We start from the raw sequence: 25,030 nt of genomic DNA, 5'->3' as shown, positions 1-25,030 counted from the left end.
ATGTATCGCAAGCGCAATCAGCGCGTTGAGAGCGATCCGATCCAACAACGATGCGGGCGGCACCGGAATGATTCAGGTGCCGCCCGCATCGTTGCGTGGCGTCAGCGGTTGATGCGCTGAAGAGTTCGGTTACCGCTCGTCGAAGGCGTCGTATTCAATGACGTAGTCCGAGCCGTTACGCTTCTCTTCCATCTGCTCGCGGGAGCGCTCGCGGCGGCGGCGCGTTGGCCATGTCGTCAACATCAGAACAAGGTTGCCGATCAACAGCAGGCCGCCGAGCACGCCAGCCGAGTAAATCCAATACATCGGCGGGTACAGGCGGATCAGCGAGTCATCCCACGCGAACTGCCAGTTGCCGTGCGAGAAGAAGAACTGGTGGAAGCCGACGAAGAACTCGTCCCAGCCGAGAACAGCCAAGACAGCTACCGCGATCACCAAAACGAACGTCACGATCGAGCCCGCGAACAGGCCGCGGCGAATGCCACCCGGGTAGGTCTTGCCCAGAATGATGAAGCTGATGAGCAACAGCACAAGCGCAATCACGCCGACGAGGTAGCACAGCTGCACGAGCGACTTCACGTCAGCCATGTGCGAGACCTCGTTAGCTGTGAACAGCGGACCGTTCTCCGTCTGAACCTGGGAAAGATACTTACTGCCCGCGAAGTTGTTGAGGTAGTCCACGCCGTACGAGCCGTTCAGCACACGATCCTTCGTGGTGAACCCGGCCTGATCCGCTGGGAAACCCGGAACGTGGTAGATGAGCCACATGACACCCGTGGAAGCAACGAGCCGGACTGCGCCGGCAAGCAACACGAACGGGGTCAGGATCGCAACAACCCACTGCAGGATGCGCGGGAAGACTGGCTTGTAGTCGAGGCTCGCCGCCACGGTGTCGCGCGAGGTTTCCTCGCTGAACCCTTCCGTGTTCCCGTCAGGGATCGGCGTGTAGGCGCCCAGCTGAGAAGGCCGGACCGGGCCAGACGTTCCAGAAAGGTCACGTTTCTGCTCACCCGGGGCCAACGGCTGCGGCGTCAACGTCCGAGTCGCATCCATATCCTCCGGGCCGCCCACTGCGACAGGTTCTTCCGAAGCGTGCTCAGCAACAGGCGGGAAAGCCTGCGTAGCGTCTGGATCATTTGCACCAGTAGCATCATCGGCACCGGCAACATTACCTTCAGCGGAGCCCTTAGCAGCCTCTTCATCGTCACGAGTGCGAGCCAAGCGACGCGTCGAAAACATAGTTTCCGCATCGTCAGCCGGAGCATCCGCAACCTCAGCTGGAGCACCGGCATCGTCCACCGACGGGGCGGGCGGCACCTCCTTCGGCACTAGAGCCTCCTCAAACGTTGGAGCCCCCTCAGGCGACGGTGCGTCCTCAGGCGATGGAGGCTCCGGCAGCTTCACGGCATCCGCCGGGATCTGCTCGCCTCCATCCTCGTGACGAGGATCAGGGTTGTTCTGCGACATCGAAGGTCCTTCCGCCATATGCGTTGAGAAAAATCTTGTGCGTTGAGAAAAATCTTGGGTGCGGGTGGCTATGAGAGCTGCCGCGAAAAGTGTTAGTCGTCGTCGTTACGAACCAAATGCAGTCCCGGCTTAGCAGGCGGCGGAGCGTTCTCCCCACCGAGACGTTCACGTGAACGACGCGGAGCCGTTCGCTCCGCTTGCTCCTGATCCCTTTGAGCTTCTTGATGCAAAGCATCCGCCAAGGCATACATGTCGTCCTTGGAGAGAGGCTTGCGCTGCTCCGGGATATCAAGTCGCAACAGCTCCCACCCCAACGGGACCGACAAACGGTCGGCGTGGTGACGGCACAAATCGTAAGCGTGAGGCTCAGCCTTGAGAGCCAAAGGGCCGAGCACAGCGGTGGAGTCTGCGTATGCATACGTCAAGGTTGCGTACGCCTCCCTGCCGCACCCTGGACGAGAACAAAAACGTTGAGATTCCACGTTTGCAAGCGTACTAGCGGCACCCGCTAAAGATGCGGAGGCACGGCCGCAGACCCGAGGTGACTCTCAGCACCGCTAGCCCGCCGATATGCTGACGTTATGAGTTGGAACATCGACCCGCATCCGCGCCGCACCGGGGCGTTGACCTCGCGCGCGGCCAGCATCGGTAGCCAGCGTCGCCGCGCTGAGCTCCGCGGTCGATGGCGTGGCAACGTCCTCCCGCCGATGGCGCCAGGCGCTCCGCACCGCCAGCAGGTCGTCGAAGAGATCATGTGGGAAGTCGTAGACCGGCTCTTTGAAACGTGGGGCGAACAGCTCGAAGGCATCAACTTTGCGGTGCGGACGGTTCCGAGCGATGCTTCCCTCGAGCGGGCTGTTTCCCGTGGAGAAACCACGCCCCTCGGTGTTGCAACCGTGAGGCAAGAACGCACGAATCCACGGAACAGCACGCGCAACGTTGTCCTGTTCCGCAGGCCCCTGGAAACCGCGGCGCTCGACGAGCACCACCTCGCGCACATCGTCGCTGATGTGGTGATCGAGCTCGTGAGCGAATTCCTCAACGTCCCGCCGGAAGACATCGACCCGATATACGGGACCGGCCCCAACCGTTAGACCCCAACCGTTAGGGCCTGGCCGTTAGGGCCCGGCCGTTAAACGCAGCTCAGTATTCGCCGCTGACCGTCCGCGGCGCAACAGGGCCTAGATCGACCTTGACGGTAGCGTTCGACTGGTCCGCTCCCAGAACACTCATCGCACCGATCCCAACGCCCTGGGTCGTGACGACCGAGGCGTACGCTTCGCCACGGTTCGAGGCGACATGCCAGCCCACCGCGTCCTTATGAGCTTCAATATCAACGGTCCGGTGAGCGCCCACGTCGACCCGCTCGGCTTTACCCATCAAGCCGTTGCGCAGCACCGGCGTGACAGTAACAACCGCATCGTCAGCCGCGAAGATCCGCAACCGGGCCTCGCCATGTTCCGGAACAGCAACCACGTTCTGGCTCCCCAGCGCCGGGGTTCCCGGGATATAAGCGACGTCGTGAGCCTTGTTCGCGTCCTGGCCGCGGAGCATCCGAGCAGTCGCGGCAACCGGATGATCGGCCTCGACGACAATCGAATACACGCCCGCCGGCAGAGCATCCGTCGCTACGCACCCCACGCTTTGCCCGTCGACCTTGACTGTTCCAAGGTCTACCGAGGTTCCGTCGTCCCGGAAGGCCCGTAGTTTCGCTTCCGTCTGCGTTGCCGAAGGGTTATAAACAACGACGGACGGCGTCAGGTCCCCCGAGTCCTCGGCTTTAGCTGCAGAACGGTCCGCCGCAGGATCCTGCGACTGGACACCCGGGATCACAACTTTCCGGCCGAGCTCGGTTTGCGCTTCAATACTGTCAATACCGCCGGGGACCAAGCCCCTCAAGACGGTCTGGGACACCGCGGCACGCACCGGCGCCCCCGTCGACGTCACAGCCACAGCGATAGCCTCAGAATCCGAAGCCGCCGCCGCAAGATTGATCGTGCGGGTATCCCCCGGGTTGAGCGTAAACTGCGGGATACCCGAAGCGCTCGCCCCGTCCTTCGTTGCAACCTTAACGTGCACCGATGCTGTGGCTTGCTGAGTATTCGTCACGACCAAGACAGCGGCCTGGCCCAGCGTAGTGGAGCCGCCCACGATCGTGTGCGAAGTTGCTGGAGCGGTGCAGGGGACGCTCGCGAAACCTTCGAGGTCTCCGTCCTTCTGGCTGATGGTTCGCACACCAGCGGCTGGCGAGGCTTTACCTCCCAGGCCCTGGACCGTGAACCACGCCGAATCCTGCGCTTTAACGCCGCCCTTGTTGACGGACTTGGTTCCCGAAAGCCCTTGTTCGTTGCGGGTAGAGACCTTGAGCGCTTCCTCTTCCGGGAGGTTTTTCGAAAGCTCCGCAGTAGTGTCACCACTGACAATTCGCGCTCCCGGGACACGCATCCCGCGATCCCCCAAAGCAACACCACGCAACGTCGACGCCGCCTGGTCAGCGCCCGGCGCATACGCCGAATCCGTAGCCCCCTGTTGCGAAGAAACAGCGGCAATGGTCGGCCCGCACACAAACGTGCTCTGTGTCACCGGAAGGGACGTAGCCTCGACCTCGATACCATCACTCTGCCCCTCCGGGGCAAGCATATGGTCAGCGACCGCGACCCCGCCGAACGCCGCAACTAACGCAACACCAGCAACGGAAGCGAACACGGCCTTCGAACGAGGCCTGACCGCCGAGGAGACCTCAGTTTTGCTCTTCTTTTCGCTCATGCTCGCCCTCCTCCGCTACAACAGGTTCCGCATCAGATTCCGATGCAGCTTCTGGCGCTGGCTCAGTTTCTGGCGCCGCTTCCGTTTCCGGCTCAGATTCCGGTTCAGGCTTCTCTTCAGGAGCCTCCCCCGGCACGTAAGGCGCGCGATACACCGGCTGGTACCGAACACGGTTGCGCCAGCCACGTGGCATCGGCATCATCGACAACGCACAAAACGCCACGACGACCCCCGAAAGAATGATCCACGGGGTATGCCACCACGTCGAATACGTGATGTTCAACGTTCCGCCGCCTTCCGGAAGCTCAAAGGCCTGCATCCAGCCCTTGTACTTCTGCGGCTGCAGTTCTTCACCGTTCAGCGTGGCGGTCCAGCCGGCATCGTAATTCTCGGCCATAACCACCAGACGACCGTCAGCTTCTTCCTCGTCAGAACCCACTGAGCTATTGGTCGAACCCTCGATAGAGGCATCCTCGACCCGGGCATGTTTACTCTCAAGCAGCTGAAGAACCGAACCGTCAGCGGCCTCAACACGCACAAGGGACGTCACAGACCCAGTGGACTCATACAAGGTCTGACCCTTCTCCGACGGATCCACCTGCCACAGCCACGATGCCGCACGTTCGCCACGCGTCACCGCTGAAATGCCCGGAATAGAATCAAGGTTCTTGGCAACCGCGGCGTTATCAGGACCAGACTTCATCACGATGTAACCAACACCCAGCTGACGCAACGTCTCAGTCACATCGCCACCGTCGGCAGACACCAAACCAGCTACAGCTTCCTTAACCAGACGCTGAGCCTTCGCCGGCTTCGCCAGCGCCCCACCAGCCGGATCAAACACATCGCCTGCAAGCGCGCTCGCGTTCTGACGCAAACGAACCTCTTCAAGACGCAGACCGTCGCCGCCCACAACATTCGCGCGGAACAGACCGTCCTCAGCGCCCGTCAAAACCAAAGTCCGTTCCTCGAACGGACCCAGGCCACGGTCGGCCGCCGTCACGGGAAGAGTCGTCTCAGCCACCGAATGCACACGTTGCTGCACGCCCAAACCGCGCTCAGAATCCGCAGCTTCCGTACCCGACTGCGTCATCGGAGCAATCCACACGGACGCACTCGCGACAACCGCCACCAGAACCGACCACGCAACCAAGCGGCCCACAAAACGAGTCCGATAAAAACCAGCCCGTATCCGGACAGTGCCAGTCTCACGCATCGCCCCAGCAGCAAACACCGCAACAAGCCATACGAGGCTCACAGCGGAACCCACATAGTAGTGAGTCAGCTGTCCGCCAGTCGCGCTCGCCGCCAACCAGCTAGCAGCAACCGAGCCCGCGAACACGACCAGCGCGACAAGAGCCAGAACACGAACCCACGTGGTCGCCTTCCCAGGCGCAACCAAACCAACCAGGCCCACCAGCAGAAGCGGAACACCGCACACCAGAGCAACAACCAGCGCCCCGAATCCTTCAGGAAGCCAACCCCATCCTGCTACAGCAGAACTCGCATCGAACCCCAGAGGGAAACCCAACAAAGCCTGCCACGCCGGCGCAGGCTCACCTGCCAACGGCAATCCAGGCTGCGCCAGCAGAGCGCGAGGAGTCCGCACAACGTCGAGAATCGTCGGCGCAGACGCGATCAAAGCCGGAACAGGGACCCACGCAAGAACCCGGGCCCTCCGCGCAACCACTGCAGAAACGACCGTGAACAGCACCAACGGCACAAGCCACAACGGCTCAGCCGCAACCACCAGAACTGCGAGCACGCTCGCAAACACAGCCGAAGGCCACGAAGGACGCCCCTCGCCCTCCGAATACGATGCGGCACCCACCGCGCCGCGCACGCCCACCGCACGCGCCAACGCGTAAACCAACAGCGGAAGCACAACATGCACCAGCGCTGGAGCAATCCGCCCCTGTGTCAAGCCCACCGCAAACACCGGAGCCAAAGCCCACACCAAAGCACCGATGCCACGGAAAGACGGAACACGCGTCACGAGGCGCAAAGCCCACCACATCGACAATGCGGTAGCCGGCAACGCGAGGAAATACGCGACAACAATACCCATCGGGGCGTTGCCGCCGCTCACCAAAGCTAGCCAGAACAAAACCCCTGCGAAAGCATCCGGGCCAGAAGCCATACCGAACATCTCGCTAGCCCACGGAGCGGTAGCGGCATGCCACATGTGCGACAAATCCCCACTCGGAGTCACAAGCGAACCACCCGCAACACCGTGAGCCAAGATCAGGCCACGGAACGTTACCGTTCCCACCATCGCGGCAAGAGCAACCGCAATAACCCCGGCAGCAACACCGCGGGTCGTGCGGCCATCAGCCGCCGCCGCGTCGAACGAATCATCATCGCCGCTCGCTTCGGCACCTACGGCGTCGCTCGTCTGAAGCTCGGCGTCATTGAGCATCAAGCCATCGCGAATCGCCCGCTGATGGTCCCGATACTGCGAACGATCCACCAAAAGCCGGTTGACGCTCGAACGCGGAACTCGCCGAACACGGCGCACGCCCTTTCGGCCGCGACGCACCGACCCGGCGCGAGTCAACGGCGCGAACGCATGCCGGAATTCAAGCCCCGCCGTGTGCGTGTCACCCGCAACCAAACGGAACAAAGCACTACCCAGGCCCGAGACCACCATCCAGAGCCCCAGGAGTAGCGAAGTGAACGGCGCCGCATACTTGAGCCTCGTGTACTGAGCCGCAGCATACTGGGCGTCCTCACCCGCGATCTCCTTGACCACGTCAGGACGGTGATACATGTACGCACCCGGCACAAGCACCACACGGTACCCAGCCAGCCACGCGCGACGCCCCAGATCGACGTCATCACCCACGCCAGGAAGAGCCGGATCGAAACCGCCTAGCTCCTCAAACACGTCGCGGCGAATCAACATGCCGGCAGAGTTCACACCCAACCGGTCCGTGTACATGTCGTACTGGCCCTGGTCCTTCTCTTCAAGACCAACACCCGCGAACCGTTCACCACGGCGGGTCAAACTCAAACCAGCATCAAGCAAGTGGACACGGTCCGTCGCATCCACTTGTTTAGCGCCTGCGATCGCGGTCGATTCAGACTTGCTGATCTCCTCGAGCATCAGCTCGAGTGCATCAGGGGCAGGCTCGGAATCGTCATGGATGAACCACAGCCACTCGTTCGAATGGTCCTCAGCTGGAGCCGGCATGTGGTCAACAGCCCGCTGAACAGCGCCTCCGAAATGCGCCCCAGGTGCTTCCAGAACCTTCGCAGATTCGGGGAGGAGCTCCTTCAACAGCTCGGCAGATCCATCCTGAGAACCCGCGTCGACGCCATATAACGCATCGACCGGCCGGGTCTGGGTCAGAAGACCTTCGACCGTGGCCGGTAAGAACGATGCGGCGTCATGCGTGACGATGACGGCTGTTACATGAGCTGAGCTAGCGATCAGGCTCCCTGCTTTCGAAGTCGACGACGTTCACGCTCGGACATCCCACCCCAGATGCCAAAGCGTTCATCGTTTTTGAGGGCGTATTCGAGGCATTCTGCACGGACTGCACACGATCCGCACACCTTCTTGGCGTCGCGCGTTGAGCCGCCCTTCTCCGGGAAGAATGCTTCCGGATCGGTCTGCGCGCACAGTGCCTGGGTCTGCCAGCCGAGTTCACCTTCGTCGTCCATGCCCATGAATTCGACGAGGGAAACGAACTGCTGCGAAGAAGGTTTCTGCACCTCGGCAGGTCGTGCGCCGCTGTTCGGTGCGGCTTCCACAAGGCCCGATGCGGATGCGGCGTCGGTCTGGGCCGATGGCTGCTGCTCTGCGTCAGTTACGTCGGAAGCATCGACATCATAAACATCGGAGTGCAGTGGCGTTACGGTGGCCAGCGCTTCCGGCGTATCAGCTTCTGAGGTCTCGGCCGGCGAGTGCGCGGCGAGCAAAGCCGTGGCTGCTTCTTCGAGGTCGAGGTTGCTGTTGTAGCGGGTGCTGGCCTCTGGATCTGCTGGGTCGAGGAACCAGTCGCCGGGCACATCGCGCGTAACAACTGCTCGTTTCTCGCGCCCTTCCGCGAGCTCGTAGCGGTCACGCTGTGCCATGTGTCATGCGTCCCTTCATCCAGACTTCAGATCCACCGGGAGCATCGGGGCCGATGCTCTTCTACCCAGGGCCTTCGCGTGACTGTTGCGGCAACCGTTTTCTTGGTTACTAGCCAGTCATGATCGAACACCCTGAGGCACAGTGGTGTGCCTTGTGCACATACATAATTACATCCATGTAAGTCGGTTTCGTCAAATGCCAGTTTGCTGAAAATCTTCCCTCACCCGCGTTTTGTAGCAAGATCAGGCCTGATTTAGCTTCGCCCAAGCACGATACATATGAACCTTTGAATTAGCTGAGAACTGCGGGTGAATTTATGCCAAATCGCGAATATGAGCCGCACCCAGCCCTCGCTTGAGCACCTTGAAGCGCAGCGTTCGAGCGTCGTCGAAGCACAGGGCCTCAGCACCTTGAAACACAGCGCCATGAAGCACAATAGAGGCATGGCTCCTATCTCGAGTTCCTCTTCACATCCGCACCAGCCTTCCGCACCCACAATCCCAGACGCGCTGTCGGCTCTCGCTGAGCGTGGCTCGTCCCCTAGTCCTCTGCTGATTGACCATTCGGCTGGCCCCCGCATCGAACTATCGGGCCGAGTGCTTGTTAATTGGTGGGCCAAGAACTGCGGTTTGCTTGAGATGGAGTTCGGCCTCGGCCCGGGCGATACCGTGTGTTTGGATGTTCCGCCTCATTGGCGCACGCTTCCGCTTGCGTTGGCCGCGTTGTCTTTAGGGGCCACTGTCACGGATCGCGCAAAGGACGCCGATCTTGTCATAACCAACCGCCCGTCGGAGCACATGTCCGCTCCCGAGGTTTTGGCAGTAACGCTGGAGGCGCTCGCGGTTTCTTTCCCTGGCGATCTCCCGGAGGGCATGGTTGATCACGCCGCTGAGGTTCGCGCCCAGCCGGATGCTTTGATGTTTTCTGCCGCGAACGCCGCGCAGTCTTCGTGGGATGTCGACGGCGTGGACTCCGCTTCGCTCGAACACTTGCTTGCCGCTGAGGCCGCCGATGGCGCAGATGCTTCGGTCTCGTGGCTTGCGGTAGGCGGCGCTAACGCAGAGCGCGGCTGGTCGGCCGCTGTTGCGTCGCTTTTGGCGTGCCAGCCTGAGGGCTCACTTGTTCTGGTTGCGCCTGATGTTTTGGTGGATGGCGCGCCGGCTGATAATTTGCGCGCCCAGGAGCGGATCACACGCGCCGCTACCGCATAGAACGCGGCACTATTCGGTCCGCACCGCTACGGCTGAGAACACAGCGCCGCTTTAGAGCGTGACCTCGTGGCGGTCTTCGTGCTTCGATTCTTTCGACTCATTGAAGACCCACAAGCGGTACGCGATGAAGCGGAAGATGGTCCCGAGGATGAGTCCCACAACCGAGCCTGCGATGAACAGCGCCGTCGGGCTGGTCATCTGGAGCACGTATTTGGTGAAGAACACGCATCCGGCCGCGATGAGGAGGCCGATTGCGTTCATGACGGCAAACAGCACAAGTTCACGCACCCACCGGTTGTTGCGGCGGTGACGGAAGGTCCACCAGCGGTTCGCCGCCCACGAGAAGATCGAGGCGACAACGGTCGCCCAGCCTTTAGCCCAGACTTCAGCGTCGTTCATAGGGCCTTTGATGAGCCACAGGAACACGGCCGTGTCGATAACCCACGCGACCGCGCCGACCACACCAAACTTAGCGACTTCACGCCACAAAATTTCAACGAGGGTACGCATTTTGGCCCATAGGGTTCGCAGCATGCTTTTCCTCCTGGATAAATGGCGGCTGTGTCGTCGCTTTTGGTGAATTGTTCCCACGGCTTCACGGTGGGTTACATGTCACACCGGGCTTGCTCGGATGAGCAGTGGGCTACAAGCGCTTTATCTTAGACTAGAAAGGATGAAAACTTTGCGCATTGGTGTGATTGGCGGCGGGCAGCTTGCCCGGATGATGGCTCCTGCGGCCCTGAACTTGGGCATCGAGCTTTCGATTCTGTGTGAATCAGAAGAGACGCCGAGCGCGCGGGCTGTGGCTCATGCGCCGGTGGGTGACTATAAGGACCGGCAGACTGTCCTGGATTTCGCTGAGTCTGTGGACGTTGTGACGTTTGATCATGAGCATGTTCCAGCTGAGATCTTGCACGAGCTCGTCGATAAGGGTGTGCGTGTCCATCCTGGCCCGGATGCGTTGATTCATGCCCAGGACAAGATTGTGATGCGCGAGGCCGTTGAACGCTTGGGGCTGCCGAATCCGCTGTGGTGCGCGGCTGACACGGCAGATGATGTGGTCACGTTCGGTGAGAAGGCCGGTTGGCCGATCATCGCTAAGACCCCTCATGGCGGTTACGACGGCAAGGGCGTTGAGAAGTTGGATTCCTCTGACGATGCTGAGCGGATCAGCGAGTGGTTTGAGCGCGGTCAGGTTTTGTGTGAGGAATTGGTGGATTTCTCACGCGAGTTGTCTGCTTTGGTTGCTCGCCGCCCGTCGGGTGAGACGGCCGCGTGGCCTGTTGCTCACACGATCCAGGTTGCTGGTGTGTGCGATGAGGTGATCGCTCCGGCGCAGGATCTTTCCACGGAAACCGCTCAGGCCGCCCAGCAGACCGCCCTGACCATCGCGTCTGAGCTTGGAGTGACGGGCGTCTTGGCGGTCGAGCTGTTCGAGACTCCCGGCCGTGGCCCCGGCTTCCTGATCAATGAGCTTGCGATGCGCCCGCACAACACGGGTCACTGGACTCAGAATGGCGCGGTGACGAGCCAGTTTGAGCAGCATCTGCGTGCGGTCGCTGATCTTCCGTTGGGTTCCCCTGAGCCGTTGGCGCCTGTTGCGGTGATGAAGAACTTCTTGGGCGGATCGAATGAGGACCTCGCGGCCGCTTTGCCGCATGCGTTGGCTTCGGATCCGCAGGTTAAGGTGCATGTTTACGGCAAGTCGGTTCGCCCTGGCCGCAAGATCGGCCATGTTAACCGTGTTGGTTTCGAAGGTGAGAGCGTGGACGATGTGCGTGAGAAGGCGCGCGTTGCCGCGAACATCATGAGTGAAGGATTCTCAGCATGAGCTCTGTTGTTTCTACTAACTCTGTTGTTTCTGGTGGGGCGAAGCAGCCTCGCGTTGCGATTGTGATGGGGTCGGATTCTGACTGGCCTACGATGTCGGCGGCCGCTGATGTTTTGGATGAGTTGGGTATCCCGTATTTCGTGGATGTTGTTTCGGCTCACCGGATGCCGCATCAGATGATCCAGTTCGGTACGGATGCGAAGTCGAAGGGTTTCGAGGTCATCATCGCTGGCGCGGGTGGCGCGGCGCATTTGCCGGGCATGTTGGCGTCGGTCACGACCCTGCCGGTCATAGGTGTGCCTGTGAGCTTGAAGAATCTTGATGGTTTGGATTCTTTGCTCTCGATCGTTCAGATGCCGGGTGGTGTTCCGGTTGCGACGATGGCGGTCGATGGCTCGAAGAACGCTGGCTTGTATGCGGCCCGGATTTTGGGTTGCGGCGCTGGCGAGGAGGCGTCGCGTATTTCTGCCGCGTTGGCTGATTATGCTGAGCAGATGCGTGCGGGCGCTGAGGCTAAGGGCCGTGCCCTGTCTGAGAAGCGCGCCGCCGAGTCTTCTGCGCAGTAGGCCGTAGCTATATATAGGTTTTGAGTGTGAACGATTCGTCCCAGCTCTTAAAGACGCAATCAGTCCCTGATCCGGAACAGTTGAACGCCCCCGGCCGCTCTAAGCGTGCTTGGATTTTGTGGTTGTTGACGTTGCTTGTTCCGGGTGGTGCGCAGCTTGTCACCGGTTATAAACGGTTGGGCCGCAAGGCTCTGACCGTCACCATAACGGTGTGGGTCGCGCTACTCGTGTTGGTCGTGTGGGCATTGATGAATCGCAGCTCGCTACTCGATGTCTTTAGTCGGCCGTGGGTTTTGGTTCTGGTGGGCGTCGTGCTTGCGGCGCTTGCCTTGGGCTGGCTGCTGCTGTTTGTGCACACGTACCGGATTACGAAGCCTACGATGCTGGCTCCGGGGATGCGTGGGATCATCACTGCGTTCACGGTGTTGGCTGTGGTCGTGACGACGGGTGGCTTGGGTTACGGCTCGTATGTTGCGTTTAAGAGCAAGGCGACTCTGGGAAGTATTTTCGCGTCGGGTCCTGCCGTTGATCCGATTGACGGCCGCTACAACATTTTGGTTTTGGGCGGAGACGCGGGTAAGTCTCGTGTTGGTTTGCGGCCGGATTCGGCTCAGGTGTGGTCGATTGATGCGAAGTCCGGCCGGGCTGTTGTGATCTCCATTCCGCGTAATCTTCAGAACGCTCCTTTCCCTGAGGATTCACCGATGCGCGAGGTGTATCCGAACGGTTTCAACTGTGGGGACGCGTGTATTTTCAACGCGATTTATCCAACGGTTGAGCAACAGCATGCAGACAAGTATCCGGATACTGACGACCCTGGCGCGGTAGCGACGATGGAGGCCGCCAGCGCTGTCACGGGGCTGAAGATTCAGATGTATGTGACGGTCGATATGGGTGGTTTCGAGCACCTGATCGATGCGCTGGGTGGCGTGACGATCGAGTCGGGTGGCTGGGTTCCGTATAACGGGAAGCGGGACCCGAACACGGGCTTGCGCACCAAGTGGTTCAGCCCTGGCGAGCATCATTTCACGGGCAAGCAAGCGCTATGGTTTGCGCGTTCGCGTGACTTCACGACGGATTATCACCGTATTCGCCGTCAGCAGTGTTTGCAGCAGGCGATGATCAATCAGTTCACTCCGCAGAATGTCTTGACGAATTTCACTCAGATTATGGATTCGGGTGAAGAGATTGTTCGCACGAACATTCCGCAGTCTCAGCTCGGCTCGTTCATCGGCCTTGCTGAGAAGACCCGGAAGCATAAGTTCTTGAAGCTCACATTGGGCGCCCCGGATTTCGGTAAGCTGGGGATTTGTTCTCTACATACCCTGATTACGATCTGATTCATCAGCGCATTGATCAATTAGTTGCTAAGGCAACGGACGACGGCGCGAAGGTTCAAGAGAACGCCTCTAGCAAGTCTGCACCGAAGAAGAAAGAGGCGGCTTCGAAGAATTCTGGGGAACAGTCTTCTGCGAAATCTAAACCGGAAGTTACACAGAGTTCATCTGAACCTTCCTCTGAGGCCTCTTTGGGGGTGGATGATCAAGTCATCACAACACAACGCGACGGTTCGCCGATTACAGAGAAGTACCTGCAGGAACTCGAGTACGTCGGCGACACCGGCCGAATTGAGCAGATCGCTCAAAACAACGATTCGTGCAAAGCGGGCTAAGCTGACTTATAGCGGCCGAGCCTAGCGGTGTACGTTTGCAAGTAGAAGTCAGGAGACGTGATAGCCGTGGAGAAGTTGGAGAATTCCATCCGCGACTATGACTGGGGTTCGCCTACCGCGCTCGCGGAACTTTTGGGGCATGCCCCGACTGGTCGCCCAGAGGCGGAACTGTGGATTGGTTCCCACCCAGCTGCACCTAGCCGTTTGCTGAGCAATGGCCGTTCGCTGACGGATGTTCTCAAAGAACACCCGGAAGAGAACTTGGGACCTGAGGTTGTTGCTTCTCAGCCTGCTGAGTGCGTTAGCCTCCCCTTCTTGATGAAGGTTCTGTCTGCCGATGCTCCGCTGTCGTTGCAGGTGCACCCTGACGCGCAGCAAGCGAAGGCTGGTTTCATGCTCGAGCAGAGCTCGGGTGTTCCACTCGATGCCCCACACCGGATGTACAAGGATCCACGCCCTAAGCCGGAAATGATTCTTGCGCTCACCCCATTCAAAGCGTTGACGGGCTTCCGGTCTGCCGATAAAGGCATCCCTGCTTGGGTTCTGCTCCGCGACAATTCTTCACGTGAAGACACCCAAGCTGTGGCGCAAACTGTCATTACCCATTTGATGCACCGGGACTACAAATCGGCCCTGTCATTTTTGTTGACTGGGGTTGAAAACATTTCTGACGTTGTTGCAGACGCCGTGCAGATCGTTGAACGTGACGAAGAAGCTGCTCGTACTGTTGACGCGATGCTTCCGTTGCTTCCGTGGCTCAACCAGAAATATCCAGGCGACTCCGGCGTGCTGGTGTCCTTGCTACTGAACTATGTTGAGCTTGAACCAGGCCAAGCTGTTGCACTGCAAGCCGGGAACCTCCACGCATACCTCCACGGGACTGCTGTTGAGGTCATGGGCAACTCCGACAACGTCTTGCGGTGCGGAATGACCTCCAAGTACATCAACGTTGACGAGCTGATGTCGATCGTCCGTTTCGCTTCACTCGAACCGACGTGGGTTCGCCCAGACCAAGAGAAGCCAGGCATCGAGCTGTACTCGACCGAGTTCGACGAGTTCGAGCTTGTGCGTATCAAGGGAGCCTCGTCCGGGAACATTTCACTGCGGGGCCCGGCGTGCATCATCGCGCTCGCGGGCAACGTCACCGTGCGCGGAGCCGATGGAACCCAGATCCAGCTCGGCCGCGGTGAGTCCGCTTTCATCCCTGCCTCCGCAGGCGAGCTTTCGATCGAAGCGGACGAGGATGCTCACGCATACCTGTGCGCTACCCCGCTCAACCGGCAACCTGCGTCCGCTGCATCCGGCTCGTCCGCCACGATCACCAGGTAGCGACTTAGATTTCCAGATAACGGGTTAAACGTTGGTGGGGCGAGGATGAAGGTTCATCCTCGCCCCACCAACGTTAAGCACTCCGGCTTTTGATGTGCTCCGTATTAGCGGGTGAATCCGTCCCACTTGTCAGCGCGGTGCTCAGCGGTTACTTCGCGGACCGTACCGGACTTGGCGCGCAACACGAGCGACTGGGTCACGATGCGGTCGCCACGGTAGCGGACACCGCGCAGCAGGTCACCCTCGGTGATACCGGTTGCGACGAAATAGCAGTTATCGGTCGTGACGAGGTCCTCGGTCGAGAGGACCTGGTTGACGTCCAAGCCGGCCTTCTCCGCGGCCTCACGTTCGGCGTCGTCGGTTGGGTGCAAGCGGCCCTGAATCACGCCACCGAGTGCGCGGATAGCGCACGCGGTCACGATGCCTTCAGGGGTGCCGCCGATACCCACGAGCATGTCGACGCCCGAGTCAGGGCGTGCCGCCGCGATCGCGCCGGCAACATCGCCGTCGAGGATCAGCTTGGTACGGGCGCCCGCCTCGCGGATCTCCTTGATCATGTCAGCGTGACGAGGGCGATCCAGCACGGTCACCGTAACCTGCGACGGCTTCTTACCCTTAGCCTTCGCCACACGACGGATGTTCTCGCCGATCGGCAAACGCAGGTCAACCGAATCAGCGGCCTCCGGGCCGGTCACGAGCTTGTCCATGTAGAACACTGCCGAAGGGTCGTACATCGTCCCGCGTTCAGCAACAGCCATCACGGACAGCGCATTATTCAGGCCCTGCGCGGTCAAACGGGTACCGTCGATCGGGTCAACCGCAACATCGGCCTCTGGGCCGTTACCGGAACCCACGTGCTCGCCGTTGAATAGCATCGGGGCTTCATCCTTCTCGCCCTCACCGATCACCACAACACCGTTGAAGTCAACGGTCGTGAGCATCGCACGCATCGCATCGACAGCCGCGCCGTCTGCTGCGTTCTTGTCGCCGTGGCCAACCCACGGGGCGGATGCGATCGCCGCGACCTCGGTCACGCGGACCAGCTCCATCGCCAAGTTCCGGTCAGGAACGGCCGACGAAACGGACAGCTTAGGGGAAAGTTGGGTGTAGTCCTGCTCTTGCGTCACGGAGTCCTCTTCAGTGTTCTCGCTTGCAGTAATAACGGCATGATGCCTCACGTTCATCATATGCCCCTGCAAGGGAAAGGCTCAGCATGACTAGCCGAAGATCCCGCGTAACTAGCCGTAAAAACATCTCTCTATATGATGAGGAACGGACCCATACCTTGAGGAGAGACCATGTCATCGGAGGATGGACACGAATCTCAACCGAATCAAGCGGATGAGAGCACTCAGAAGAAACGGAGCCGGCGCGCTGCCAAAGCAGCATCGACCGAACACCCGGGATACCCGCTCACCGCGGAAAACCGTGAACGCCGCAGCCCTAAACCGACCGCCGGGCAGACTCTGAAAAGCGTGGGGCGCAAAGCCGGCCAGTTCCTGGGCGAGATGAACCGCTACCCACACAACATTCACCCGGCATTGGTTCCTGGTGTGGACGTTGATCATCAGAAGATCCGCTACGGCGTCGACAAGCCGATGCTCATCACAGTCGGGCTTGCCATTATCGGCTTCGTGGTGTGGGGTGTCCTGAAACCTGACCAGGTGCTTTCGGTGACCACTGCGGCGCTGAACTGGATCATGACGAACCTCGGGTGGGTCTTCAACTCGCTCGCGATCGTGCTCGTGATCTACCTGTTGGTGCTCGCTTTCACCAAGTACGGGCGCATCCCACTGGGCCTCGAAGGTGACAAGCCTGAATACTCGACGGTCTCGTGGGCAGCGATGCTGTTCGGCGCTGGTATCGGTATCGGCGTGATCTTCTTCGGCCCTTACGAGCCGATGACGTACTACCTCTCTCCTCGCCCGGGCGCATATGACCCCGCAACCGTCGATGCGGTCAAGAAGGCCATGGCGCAGTCGGCGCTTCACTGGGGCCTCAACGCGTGGGCTATCTACGGCATCGTGGGCCTCGCGGTTGCGTACGTTTCCTACCGCCGCGGCCGGGTCCCGCTCATGAGCTCGATCCTGACCCCGCTGTGGGGCGGAACGTCGAGCTCGGTGCGTGCACGAATCATCGACGGCCTCGCGATCATCGCAACACTCTTCGGTACCGCGGCATCCCTTGGCATCGGCGCTTTGCAGATCGGCCGAGGCTTCGAGCTCGTGACCGGCTGGAGCCCCGGCGCAAACAAACTTGCCCTCATCATCATCGTGCTGCTGACCATCGGAACCATCTGGTCCGCGGTATCCGGCGTAAGCAAGGGCATTAAGCGGCTCTCCAACATCAACCTCGTGTTGGCTCTGGCGCTTGCGCTGTTCTTCTTCATCGTTGGCCCGACCATCTTCCTGGTCAACATCATCCCTGGTGTTGTTTCGACCTACTTCGCGGAACTGCCGACGATGCTCGCGGCAACCACCGCTGACTCCCCAGAGATGAACAAGTTCCTTTCCGCATGGACCACGTTCTACTGGGCTTGGTGGGTCTCATGGGCGCCATTCGTGGGCGTCTTTGTTGCGAAGATCTCCAAGGGACGCACGGTTCGCCAGTTCGTCGTGGGCGTCTTGGCTATCCCGTCCTCGATCATCGTGCTCGCGTTCACGATCCTGGGCGGTACCGCGATCTATCTCCAGCGCACCGCCGGTGACATCGCCCCAGGCAACGACATCGATAAGCTCCCGGCACCTGAAGACATCTTCTTCGTGGTGCTTGATCACCTCCCGGGCGCACAGTTCGTCGCGCCGATCGTGATTGTGATGCTCGCGGTCTTCTTCATCACGACCTCGGACTCCGCGTCGATCGTGAATTCGCAGCTTTCGCAGCGCGGTAACCCGCACCCTAAGCGTTGGATTACCGCGTTCTGGGCGATCTTGATGGCCGGTATCGCCGCAGTGATCCTGTTGATGGCCGGTAAGACGGCGCTTCAGGGCTTGCAGAATCTCATTACGATCACGGCATTGCCGTTCGCGGTGGTGCTCGGGCTCATGGCGATCGCGCTCTATAAAGAGATGCGGACCGACCCGCTTGTGATTCGCCAGCAGTTCGAAGACGCCGCGCTCTCTAACGCCGTCAAACACGGTATTGAGGAACACGGCGACAACTTCGAGCTGGGCGTTATCGAATCCGATAACGAATACGCTGCCGGCCACGATTTCGATTCGACCTCGGATGAGCTGACCGACTGGTACGCGCGCACCGACGCCGACGGCAACCCGATCGGCTTCGATTACGATTCCGGCCTGTACCTCGACGACGACGGCAAACCGCTGCCGGCCGCACAGCAGCCATCGCTCGTTGACCCTGAGACAGGTGACATCGTCATCACGCAGGAAGCCCTCGCCGAGGGCATCGACGTCCCGGAAGGCGCGATCATCGAAGAAGCAGCAGATGCTTCCGATGGCAGCAACGAGGCTGGCCAGGGCGAGGAACACGGCAAAGGCAAGGACAACGACACCGACGTGAAGTAGCGCGAATGCCAGCCATGACCTCCGCGCCGTGACCATCGTGGGCCTCAGCTTTGTGAAGCTGAGGCCCACGCACTCTTCACACCAAATTCCACAACTAAATTCGAATGGTGGACAATAGAGCCGTGCTTGAGAATTCTGACGACGCGAAAAAACAGCCTCACGACACCGGAGCAGCTGAGACCGGCGCGGCTGAAACCACTAATGCCGCAACGCCTAACAGCGCCCCGCTGCCCGGCGAACCTGGCTTCAAGGCACCGCTGACGGAGAAACAAGCCAATCGCGCCAACCAAACGATCAAGGGCATGATCATCTCGACGGTTCTGACGATCCTCGTCGTACTTCCGGTCATCTTGCTCAACCCCGCGAACAAGAAGAACGAATACAACGACCGCGTGGACGTCGCCCAGATCGCTCAACAAACCAAAGAAACCCTAGATTTCGATGCGATCGCACCAGATCTGCCCGAAGACTGGTACGTCAACTACGCCCGCTGGAACCCGGGCACCGCTGACGGCGTAGCGTTCTGGGACCTCGGCGTCGTGATCCGCGACGAAGCGTTCGCCGCCGTCAAGCAGACAGACAAAGCCAACGATTCCTGGGTCACCCTCGCAACCGACGGCTCCGTCCCCACCGGACAAAAGCACACCATCAGCGACACCGAATGGACTGAACGTTCAAGCGGCGGCAAGGGCGATAAAGGCAAGACCAGCTGGGTCGCACAGATCAACGGCTTCACCTACGTCATCACCATGAACAACGACGTCGCCGATTTCCTGCCGGAGGTCGCCGAAACCATTCAGAAATCCGCGCCGTAACGGACCGGTTCACGCCCTAATATAGGCACTAACCATTCACCCTCTACTTGAGGGACCGCACCTACGAGGTCAACATGCCTACAACCAACCCAACCCTCACTCCAGACGAAGCACTCGCCGTCCTGCTGGAAGGCGCTGAGCGTGCCGCTTTGGACCGCCCGTTGCGCCCTAATTCGGATAAGTCCCGCCGCGAGTTGCTGCGTAAAGAACAGCACCCTATCGCAGCTGTTGTTGGCTGCTCGGACTCCCGCGTCCCGATGGAGTACGCGTTCGATGTGGGCTACGGCGATCTGTTCGCGATCCGCACCGCTGGCCACACCTTGGGTGAAACCGTGATCGGGTCGATCGAGTTCGCGGTCGAGGTTCTCCAGGTGCCGCTCGTCATGGTGCTCGGCCACACATCCTGCGGCGCCGTGGATGCCGCTAAAGCGACCTTCGATTCCGGTGACACTCCCCCAGGAAACATCGCCGCTCTCGTCGAACGCATTCTCCCTTCCGTGGTTCAGGCCCGCGAAGACGCAACCACCCCTGGACTCAGCGGAGCCGTTGAGGCCCACACCCGCCGCACCGTGAAGATCCTTCGCGACCTCTCGCACGTTCTCTACCGTGCGGAGAAAGCCGGCAAGGTCAAGATCGTGGGCGCCGTGTATTCGCTCGACACGGGGACGGTCAAGCTCGTCGATCCCGTCGACTAAGCAAGCAGGCTGGTGGGCTGAACACGCATTCAGTCGACTCAGCTCACATTTCGCTAACAGCTAGCGTTAATTTGGTGTTCTGTAGGCGGGATTTGGTCCGTATGAAAGAGCTGAGCGGTAAGATCTGAAGTATGGCTGAAACACCTAAATTCCGCACTGAACACGACACGATGGGCGAAGTCCTGGTACCGATCGACGCTCTGTACCGCGCACAGACCCAGCGTGCAGTTGAGAACTTCCCGATCTCCGGCAAGACGCTTGAGCCACAGCACATCCACGCTCTGGCCCAGGTCAAGCGCGCCGCTGCTCTGGCTAACCTCGAACTCGGCGTGATCTCGCAGGAGATCGCTGACGCTATCGTTCACGCAGCTGACGAGATCATCGCTGGCAAGCACGACGATCAGTTCCCGATCGACGTGTTCCAGACCGGTTCCGGCACGTCCTCGAACATGAACACCAACGAGGTCATCGCAGAGCTTGCGACCCGCGAGCTGAAGGCTAACGGCTCCGAGACCCAGGTTCACCCGAACGACCACGTCAACGCTTCCCAGTCCTCCAACGACGTGTTCCCAACCTCTGTTCACGTCGCGGTCACTGGCGCTCTCGTCAACGACCTCATCCCAGCGCTCAAGTACCTCTCCGAGGCGCTCGAGAAGAAGCGCGTTGAGTGGAAGGACGTCGTCAAGTCCGGCCGCACCCACCTCATGGATGCAACCCCAGTGACGATGGGTCAGGTCTTCGGCGGCTACGCAGCTCAGGTCGCTTACGGCGTTGAGCGCGTTGAGTCTTCCCTGCCGCGCGTAGCTGAGGTCCCACAGGGCGGTACCGCTGTTGGTACGGGTATCAACACCCCTGAAGGCTTCCCTGAGAAGGTCATCGCTAACCTCGCGGAGAACACCGGCCTGCCGATCACCGAGGCACGCAACCACTTCGAGGCTCAGGCTAACCGCGACGGCCTGGTTGAGGCTTCCGGCCAGCTTCGCAACATCGCGTACTCGCTGTTGAAGATCAACAACGACCTACGCTGGATGGGTTCCGGCCCGAACACCGGCCTCGGCGAGCTGCACATCCCAGACCTCCAGCCAGGTTCCTCGATCATGCCGGGCAAGGTCAACCCAGTGATCTGCGAGGCCGCTTCCATGGTGTGCGCGCAGGTCATCGGTAACGACACGACCATCTCGCTGTCCTCGACCAACGGTGCGTTCGAGCTCAACGTCGGTATCCCGGTCATGGCTGCCAACCTGCTCGAGTCGATCCGCTTGCTCTCCAACACGTGCCGCGTGATGGTCGACAAGATGATCACCGACCTCAACGTCAACAAGGACCGCGCACGCTTCCTCGCTGAAGCATCGCCGTCCGTCGTAACCCCGCTGAACAAGTTCATCGGCTACGAAAACGCCGCGAAGATCGCTAAGAAGGCTGTTGCCGAAGGTATGACCGTTCGCGAGGCAACCGTTGCGCTCGGTTTCGTTGGCGAAGGCGAAGGCAAGATCTCCGAGGCAGACCTCGACAAGGCGCTCGACGTCACCACGATGACCGGTCGCTTCAACTAAGCGCACCTCAACTAAACACTGCTGAGGCGCTCAAAGCATCCCGGCGCGAGCGTTTCGCTAGCGTTTCACTGCTGACAGCCCCGTGCGCTCATCACACCGATGAGCGGCCACGGGGCTGTTCTGTGCTGGGTTGTTCTGCATGCCGGGGTTTACAGCGCTAAAGCAAGCCCGGTTCCACACAGCATCGCCGGGCCAAACGCGATGAAGGCACGCGGGTTCCGCGTCGCAATCATCACGATGAGCGCATGCACCCCAGCGATGAGACACATCAGAACCCCGGCCAGAAGGACGTGCCCCCAGCTCACCACCGCGCACAAGGCGCACAAAACCGGCGCAAGTTTGACGTCACCCAAGCCAAGTCCTTTGCGGGTCATCCACCGCAAGCCAAGGAACACGAGGGCGCCACCCGCCGCCGCGAGTGCCCATGCGAAACCCAGGAACTCCCCCGCGCCGATCGAGGCGAACGTCGCGAGCGTTAGGAAGAACGCGCACGTTGCACTCAGTCGGCCAACCCACACATTAGGTAGACGATGCGTTCGTGCATCAATCACCGCCAGTACCGCACCAAACCCTACGAAAGCCACGCACGAGCACACGAGGGATGCGGACACGATAAGGCCCCACAACGTGCCGGACTCGGCATAGGAAAGAATCAGGGTGCGCATGCCTTCAAGGCTATGCACACCCCATTCAACTGGCGAGAAACCGCCCGAGATTGTGGACGGAACAATCCTGCGATGCCGCTGTGGACAAGCTAACGGCCGTCGGCAGCGTTACCCGCCATAGCGACGTTGCCGTTGCTGATAGTCACGCAACGCACGCAGGAAGTCCACCCGACGGAAAGCAGGCCACAACGCTTCACAAAAATAGAACTCGGAATACGCGGACTGCCACATCAAGAAACCAGAAAGCCGCTGTTCCCCGGACGTGCGAATCACAAGATCCGGATCAGGCTGGCCAGAGGTATACAGGTGCTTGGCGATCATATCCGCATCCAGCTCCCCCGCAACATCACCAGCGCTCATGCCCTGTGCATCGGCGTCCTCAAGCAACGCACGCACCGCATCGACAATCTCGCGGCGGCCACCATAACCCACCGCGACGTTCACGTGCAGCCCCGTCCGGTCAGCTGTGCTGTCACGCAAACCACGCAACTTATCAGCTAGCTCAGGCGGCAAGACATCCAACGCGCCCACCGGGTGCACACGCATCGAACCTTCAGAACCCACGCGTGTCAAGGTCTCGTCGATGATCCGCAACAACGCGCCAACCTCAGACGAATCACGGTTGAGGTTTTCGGTAGAGAGCATGTAGAGGGTCACCGTGCGGATCCCCAGCTCACGGCACCACTCGAGAAACTCGAGAATCTTATCCGCACCAGCCCGGTGCCCGGACGCCGTCGAAGCGCCCGCGAGCTTAGCCCAGCGCCGGTTGCCATCGACCATCACGCCGATGTGCCCCGGCAGTTTCTCGGGCTTCAGCTCACGCGCGAGCCGCCGCTCATACAGCCCATACAGGAAGCGCGGCGGCCACGAAACCTTCGGTAGTTTCATGCGCGCGGAGTTTGCCCTGCATCGGCGGCCTCACCGTACTTTTCGGCAAGACGGCGGCGAGCTTCACGCTCAATCTCCTCAGCCTGCCCCTGCTCCACGAGGTCCGCCTGAGCAGTCTCAACAGGCTGCTGATAATCAATGCGACGGATGCGGCGAGCCATAGACACGATCAAGAAAATGACGGCAACCGCGAGGCACGCGATAGCCACGAAACCCGGGAAACCCGGCCCAATGGCGCGGTACTCTTCCGAGTCAGTGCCCAGGTTCGCTGGGACATACGATAAAACTGAAAGAAGCATGCTCACCTTCCATACTCAACGCATCGGGAATCATCAGTTCCCCGTGCATTGATCCATTTTACCGCCGGTCGTTCGCAAGCTCCGGCTTGAACGCTTCCGGCACCGGACGCAGCGTACCGATTCGGTCGCCTTCGCCATCGTGCAGGCCCGCAAACAGGTCGAATTCCGGAAGCTCGGTGTGCACGCGAGTAGCCGCGAGCACGTAGTCATCCCACGGGTACACCTCTTCAACTAGCTCCGGGGATGCCGCGAAGAAGAATCCGCCTGGCTCGACCTGGGAGCGATGCGCCAAAAGCGCTTCATCACGCAAGTGAACGAAACCCTGGATAGGCACGTGCGTTGTGACGCGGTGCCGCGCCGCAGGGTTGGTGCTGTCGCGCTGCCGCTTTTCCATGAATTCGATGCGGTCAGCGAACGGAGAGACACCGTCGCGTTCGCGCATCGCCTCATCAAGAGCCTTGAACCGTTCTAGAGAGAACGCACGGTCGTAGTACATCTTGGAGATCGTCCACGGCTCGCCTAGGCCCTGATACTCGTTCTCGCGGTGGGAGGCCCTGAACGCCTCAACAGAGATCTGGTGCGTTCGGATGTGGTCCGGGTGAGGGTAACCGCCGTTTTCGTCATATGTGATGAGCACATGCGGTTTGAACGTCCGCACAAGGTGCACAAGAGGTGCCGCGGCATCATAAAGCGGAACCGAGGCGAAGCAGCTCTCCGGGAGCGGCGGCAGCGGATCACCCTCCGGGAGGCCAGAGTCCTCGAAACCAAGCCAAATGTGCTTGATGTTGAGTGCTTTGGCGGAGAGCTTCATCTCTTCACGGCGCAGACCAGTGAGGTCACGGTGTGCGCGCGGCATCCGCTGGACTTCCTCAACGAGGATGTCACCACGTTCGCCGCCGGTGCAGGTCACGACGAGCACCTCCGCCCCAGCCTGCGCGTATGCGGCGGCCATCGATGCGCCCTTGCTGGCTTCGTCATCGGGGTGCGCGTGAACGGAAAGTACTCGCAGGCCAGACGAATCAGGCACACTACGCGGAGAATGTCCCATGGTGCTGCGGTTCCCCTTTCGATGCCCCAGATAGACTGGAGGCATCATGTCCTCAGGTGATCTCAAACTCGGTGGCGAGGATACTCGCCAGTCCCCAAGCCTAGCGAACCGCTACGGCTCAACGCGCCGCACGCTCTCGAAACGCGGCTGGTGGATTGTTGCCGTGGTCGGCATTCTTGGCCTGTCCGCCTACCTTTTGTTTGTGAGCCTTCGCTTTCAGTCGAGCTTCGAGGCGAAAGACATCTCGTATCAGCTCATCAACGACCGCAGCGCCGAGGTCACGGTTGCTGTCACGATGGAAGCTGGGGACGATGTGACGTGCGGCTTGCGTGCTTTGAGCCAGGATTACTCTGTGGTCGGCTACCGGGAAGTGCGTTTCCAGGCCAGCGAAAGCACGGAACGCTCAGGCAGCCGGTACATCGTGCAGAAAACGGTTCCGTTGCGCACCACGTTCACGCCTGTTACAGCGGGTTATGAGTCGTGTTGGCGTACCGGCACGCAGTAAGCCGAACGTGAATTTTATGCAGATTTGGCCCGCAAACACTCCCATTGTTTGATTTTGCGGGTTAGACTCATGCGATAACGAATGTGCCCGCTGGGATTAGCTTGACGCTGCT

23 protein-coding genes are annotated in these 25,030 nt (G+C 60.2%); 12 read left to right on the top strand and 11 right to left on the bottom strand.

The window, feature by feature from the left end; all coding sequences use genetic code 11:
• Positions 1-129: 129 nt before the first annotated feature.
• Positions 130-1,467, bottom strand: coding sequence for a TIGR01906 family membrane protein (locus CAY35_RS05465; protein ID WP_181377501.1), 1,338 nt, complete (start codon positions 1,465-1,467; stop codon positions 130-132).
• A 92-nt stretch (positions 1,468-1,559) separates the two neighbouring features.
• Complete coding sequence (locus CAY35_RS05460; protein ID WP_375231755.1) at positions 1,560-1,892, bottom strand: DUF3499 family protein; 333 nt, start codon at positions 1,890-1,892, stop codon at positions 1,560-1,562.
• A gap of 156 nt (positions 1,893-2,048) precedes the next feature.
• On the opposite strand from CAY35_RS05460, the gene CAY35_RS05455 reads away from it, so the two are divergent.
• Positions 2,049-2,561 (top strand): metallopeptidase family protein, encoded by a 513-nt coding sequence (locus CAY35_RS05455; RefSeq protein WP_109303664.1) that lies wholly within the window; start codon positions 2,049-2,051, stop codon positions 2,559-2,561.
• A gap of 49 nt (positions 2,562-2,610) precedes the next feature.
• On the opposite strand, the gene CAY35_RS05450 is transcribed toward CAY35_RS05455, so the two are convergent.
• Genes CAY35_RS05450 through CAY35_RS09955 form a run of 3 tightly spaced genes read right to left on the bottom strand, consistent with a single transcriptional unit; the run spans position 2,611 to position 8,313 of the window.
• Positions 2,611-4,233 (bottom strand): DUF5719 family protein, encoded by a 1,623-nt coding sequence (locus CAY35_RS05450; RefSeq protein WP_109303663.1) that lies wholly within the window; start codon positions 4,231-4,233, stop codon positions 2,611-2,613.
• Positions 4,208-7,636, bottom strand: a complete 3,429-nt coding sequence (locus CAY35_RS09705; RefSeq protein ID WP_375231758.1) for a glycosyltransferase — start codon at positions 7,634-7,636, stop codon at positions 4,208-4,210. The genes CAY35_RS05450 and CAY35_RS09705 overlap by 26 nt, the downstream gene beginning before the upstream one ends.
• Positions 7,637-7,665: 29 nt before the next feature.
• On the bottom strand, positions 7,666-8,313 hold the full coding sequence (locus CAY35_RS09955) for a WhiB family transcriptional regulator (protein WP_109303661.1): 648 nt from the start codon (positions 8,311-8,313) through the stop codon (positions 7,666-7,668).
• A 333-nt stretch (positions 8,314-8,646) separates the two neighbouring features.
• On the opposite strand from CAY35_RS09955, the gene CAY35_RS05435 reads away from it, so the two are divergent.
• Positions 8,647-9,525 carry a TIGR03089 family protein gene (locus CAY35_RS05435; protein ID WP_109303660.1) on the top strand — a complete coding sequence of 293 codons (879 nt, stop codon included), beginning with the start codon at positions 8,647-8,649 and terminating at the stop codon, positions 9,523-9,525.
• Between the two features lie 51 nt (positions 9,526-9,576).
• Here the strand turns inward: CAY35_RS05435 and CAY35_RS05430 are convergent, their stop codons facing one another.
• Positions 9,577-10,059 carry a GtrA family protein gene (locus CAY35_RS05430; protein ID WP_109303659.1) on the bottom strand — a complete coding sequence of 161 codons (483 nt, stop codon included), beginning with the start codon at positions 10,057-10,059 and terminating at the stop codon, positions 9,577-9,579.
• A 139-nt stretch (positions 10,060-10,198) separates the two neighbouring features.
• Here CAY35_RS05430 and CAY35_RS05425 point away from each other — a divergent pair, with 139 nt between their 5' ends.
• The 5 genes from CAY35_RS05425 (at position 10,199) to manA (ending at position 14,923) form a co-directional block, all read left to right on the top strand.
• The gene (locus CAY35_RS05425; protein WP_109303658.1) at positions 10,199-11,356 is read left to right on the top strand and encodes a 5-(carboxyamino)imidazole ribonucleotide synthase; all 1,158 of its coding nucleotides are present in this window, start codon (positions 10,199-10,201) and stop codon (positions 11,354-11,356) included.
• On the top strand, positions 11,353-11,922 hold the full coding sequence (purE, locus tag CAY35_RS05420; RefSeq protein WP_258265648.1) for a 5-(carboxyamino)imidazole ribonucleotide mutase: 570 nt from the start codon (positions 11,353-11,355) through the stop codon (positions 11,920-11,922). Before CAY35_RS05425 ends, purE begins: the two co-directional genes overlap by 4 nt.
• 26 nt (positions 11,923-11,948) lie before the next feature.
• Complete coding sequence (locus CAY35_RS05415; RefSeq protein WP_258265647.1) at positions 11,949-13,262, top strand: LCP family protein; 1,314 nt, start codon at positions 11,949-11,951, stop codon at positions 13,260-13,262.
• Positions 13,232-13,594: a hypothetical protein gene (locus CAY35_RS09855; protein ID WP_258265646.1), complete on the top strand. Its 363-nt coding sequence runs from the start codon at positions 13,232-13,234 to the stop codon at positions 13,592-13,594. The genes CAY35_RS05415 and CAY35_RS09855 overlap by 31 nt, the downstream gene beginning before the upstream one ends.
• Positions 13,595-13,660: 66 nt before the next feature.
• Positions 13,661-14,923, top strand: coding sequence for a mannose-6-phosphate isomerase, class I (manA, locus tag CAY35_RS05410; protein WP_109303657.1), 1,263 nt, complete (start codon positions 13,661-13,663; stop codon positions 14,921-14,923).
• A 104-nt stretch (positions 14,924-15,027) separates the two neighbouring features.
• Here the strand turns inward: manA and glpX are convergent, their stop codons facing one another.
• Positions 15,028-15,972, bottom strand: a complete 945-nt coding sequence (gene glpX / locus CAY35_RS05405) for a class II fructose-bisphosphatase (protein WP_375231757.1) — start codon at positions 15,970-15,972, stop codon at positions 15,028-15,030.
• Positions 15,973-16,221: 249 nt separating this feature from the next.
• On the opposite strand from glpX, the gene CAY35_RS05400 reads away from it, so the two are divergent.
• The 4 genes from CAY35_RS05400 (at position 16,222) to CAY35_RS05385 (ending at position 21,513) form a co-directional block, all read left to right on the top strand.
• The gene (locus CAY35_RS05400; RefSeq protein WP_219930449.1) at positions 16,222-18,450 is read left to right on the top strand and encodes a BCCT family transporter; all 2,229 of its coding nucleotides are present in this window, start codon (positions 16,222-16,224) and stop codon (positions 18,448-18,450) included.
• A 122-nt stretch (positions 18,451-18,572) separates the two neighbouring features.
• Entirely contained in the window at positions 18,573-19,265 is a 693-nt protein-coding gene (locus CAY35_RS05395; protein ID WP_181377500.1) for a DUF4245 domain-containing protein, read from the top strand.
• Between the two features lie 74 nt (positions 19,266-19,339).
• Positions 19,340-19,960 (top strand): carbonic anhydrase, encoded by a 621-nt coding sequence (locus CAY35_RS05390; protein WP_109303655.1) that lies wholly within the window; start codon positions 19,340-19,342, stop codon positions 19,958-19,960.
• A 131-nt stretch (positions 19,961-20,091) separates the two neighbouring features.
• Positions 20,092-21,513 carry a class II fumarate hydratase gene (locus CAY35_RS05385; RefSeq protein WP_109303654.1) on the top strand — a complete coding sequence of 474 codons (1,422 nt, stop codon included), beginning with the start codon at positions 20,092-20,094 and terminating at the stop codon, positions 21,511-21,513.
• Positions 21,514-21,662: 149 nt separating this feature from the next.
• On the opposite strand, the gene CAY35_RS05380 is transcribed toward CAY35_RS05385, so the two are convergent.
• The 4 genes from CAY35_RS05380 to mca form a co-directional block, all read right to left on the bottom strand.
• The gene (locus CAY35_RS05380; RefSeq protein ID WP_109303653.1) at positions 21,663-22,178 is read right to left on the bottom strand and encodes a prepilin peptidase; all 516 of its coding nucleotides are present in this window, start codon (positions 22,176-22,178) and stop codon (positions 21,663-21,665) included.
• A gap of 108 nt (positions 22,179-22,286) precedes the next feature.
• Positions 22,287-23,066, bottom strand: a complete 780-nt coding sequence (locus tag CAY35_RS05375) for an isoprenyl transferase (RefSeq protein ID WP_109303652.1) — start codon at positions 23,064-23,066, stop codon at positions 22,287-22,289.
• Positions 23,063-23,365, bottom strand: a complete 303-nt coding sequence (locus tag CAY35_RS05370; RefSeq protein WP_101630209.1) for a hypothetical protein — start codon at positions 23,363-23,365, stop codon at positions 23,063-23,065. The genes CAY35_RS05375 and CAY35_RS05370 overlap by 4 nt, the downstream gene beginning before the upstream one ends.
• Positions 23,366-23,423: 58 nt before the next feature.
• Entirely contained in the window at positions 23,424-24,413 is a 990-nt protein-coding gene (gene mca, locus CAY35_RS05365; RefSeq protein WP_109303651.1) for a mycothiol conjugate amidase Mca, read from the bottom strand.
• Positions 24,414-24,459: 46 nt separating this feature from the next.
• Here mca and CAY35_RS05360 point away from each other — a divergent pair, with 46 nt between their 5' ends.
• Positions 24,460-24,918 carry a DUF4307 domain-containing protein gene (locus CAY35_RS05360; RefSeq protein WP_109303650.1) on the top strand — a complete coding sequence of 153 codons (459 nt, stop codon included), beginning with the start codon at positions 24,460-24,462 and terminating at the stop codon, positions 24,916-24,918.
• Positions 24,919-25,030: the final 112 nt, after the last annotated feature.

Origin of the sequence: Pseudoglutamicibacter cumminsii (genome assembly GCF_003143995.1) — a bacterium.
Lineage (GTDB): Bacteria > Actinomycetota > Actinomycetes > Actinomycetales > Micrococcaceae > Pseudoglutamicibacter > Pseudoglutamicibacter cumminsii_B.
This window is presented reverse-complemented; position numbering and strand designations above follow the sequence as displayed.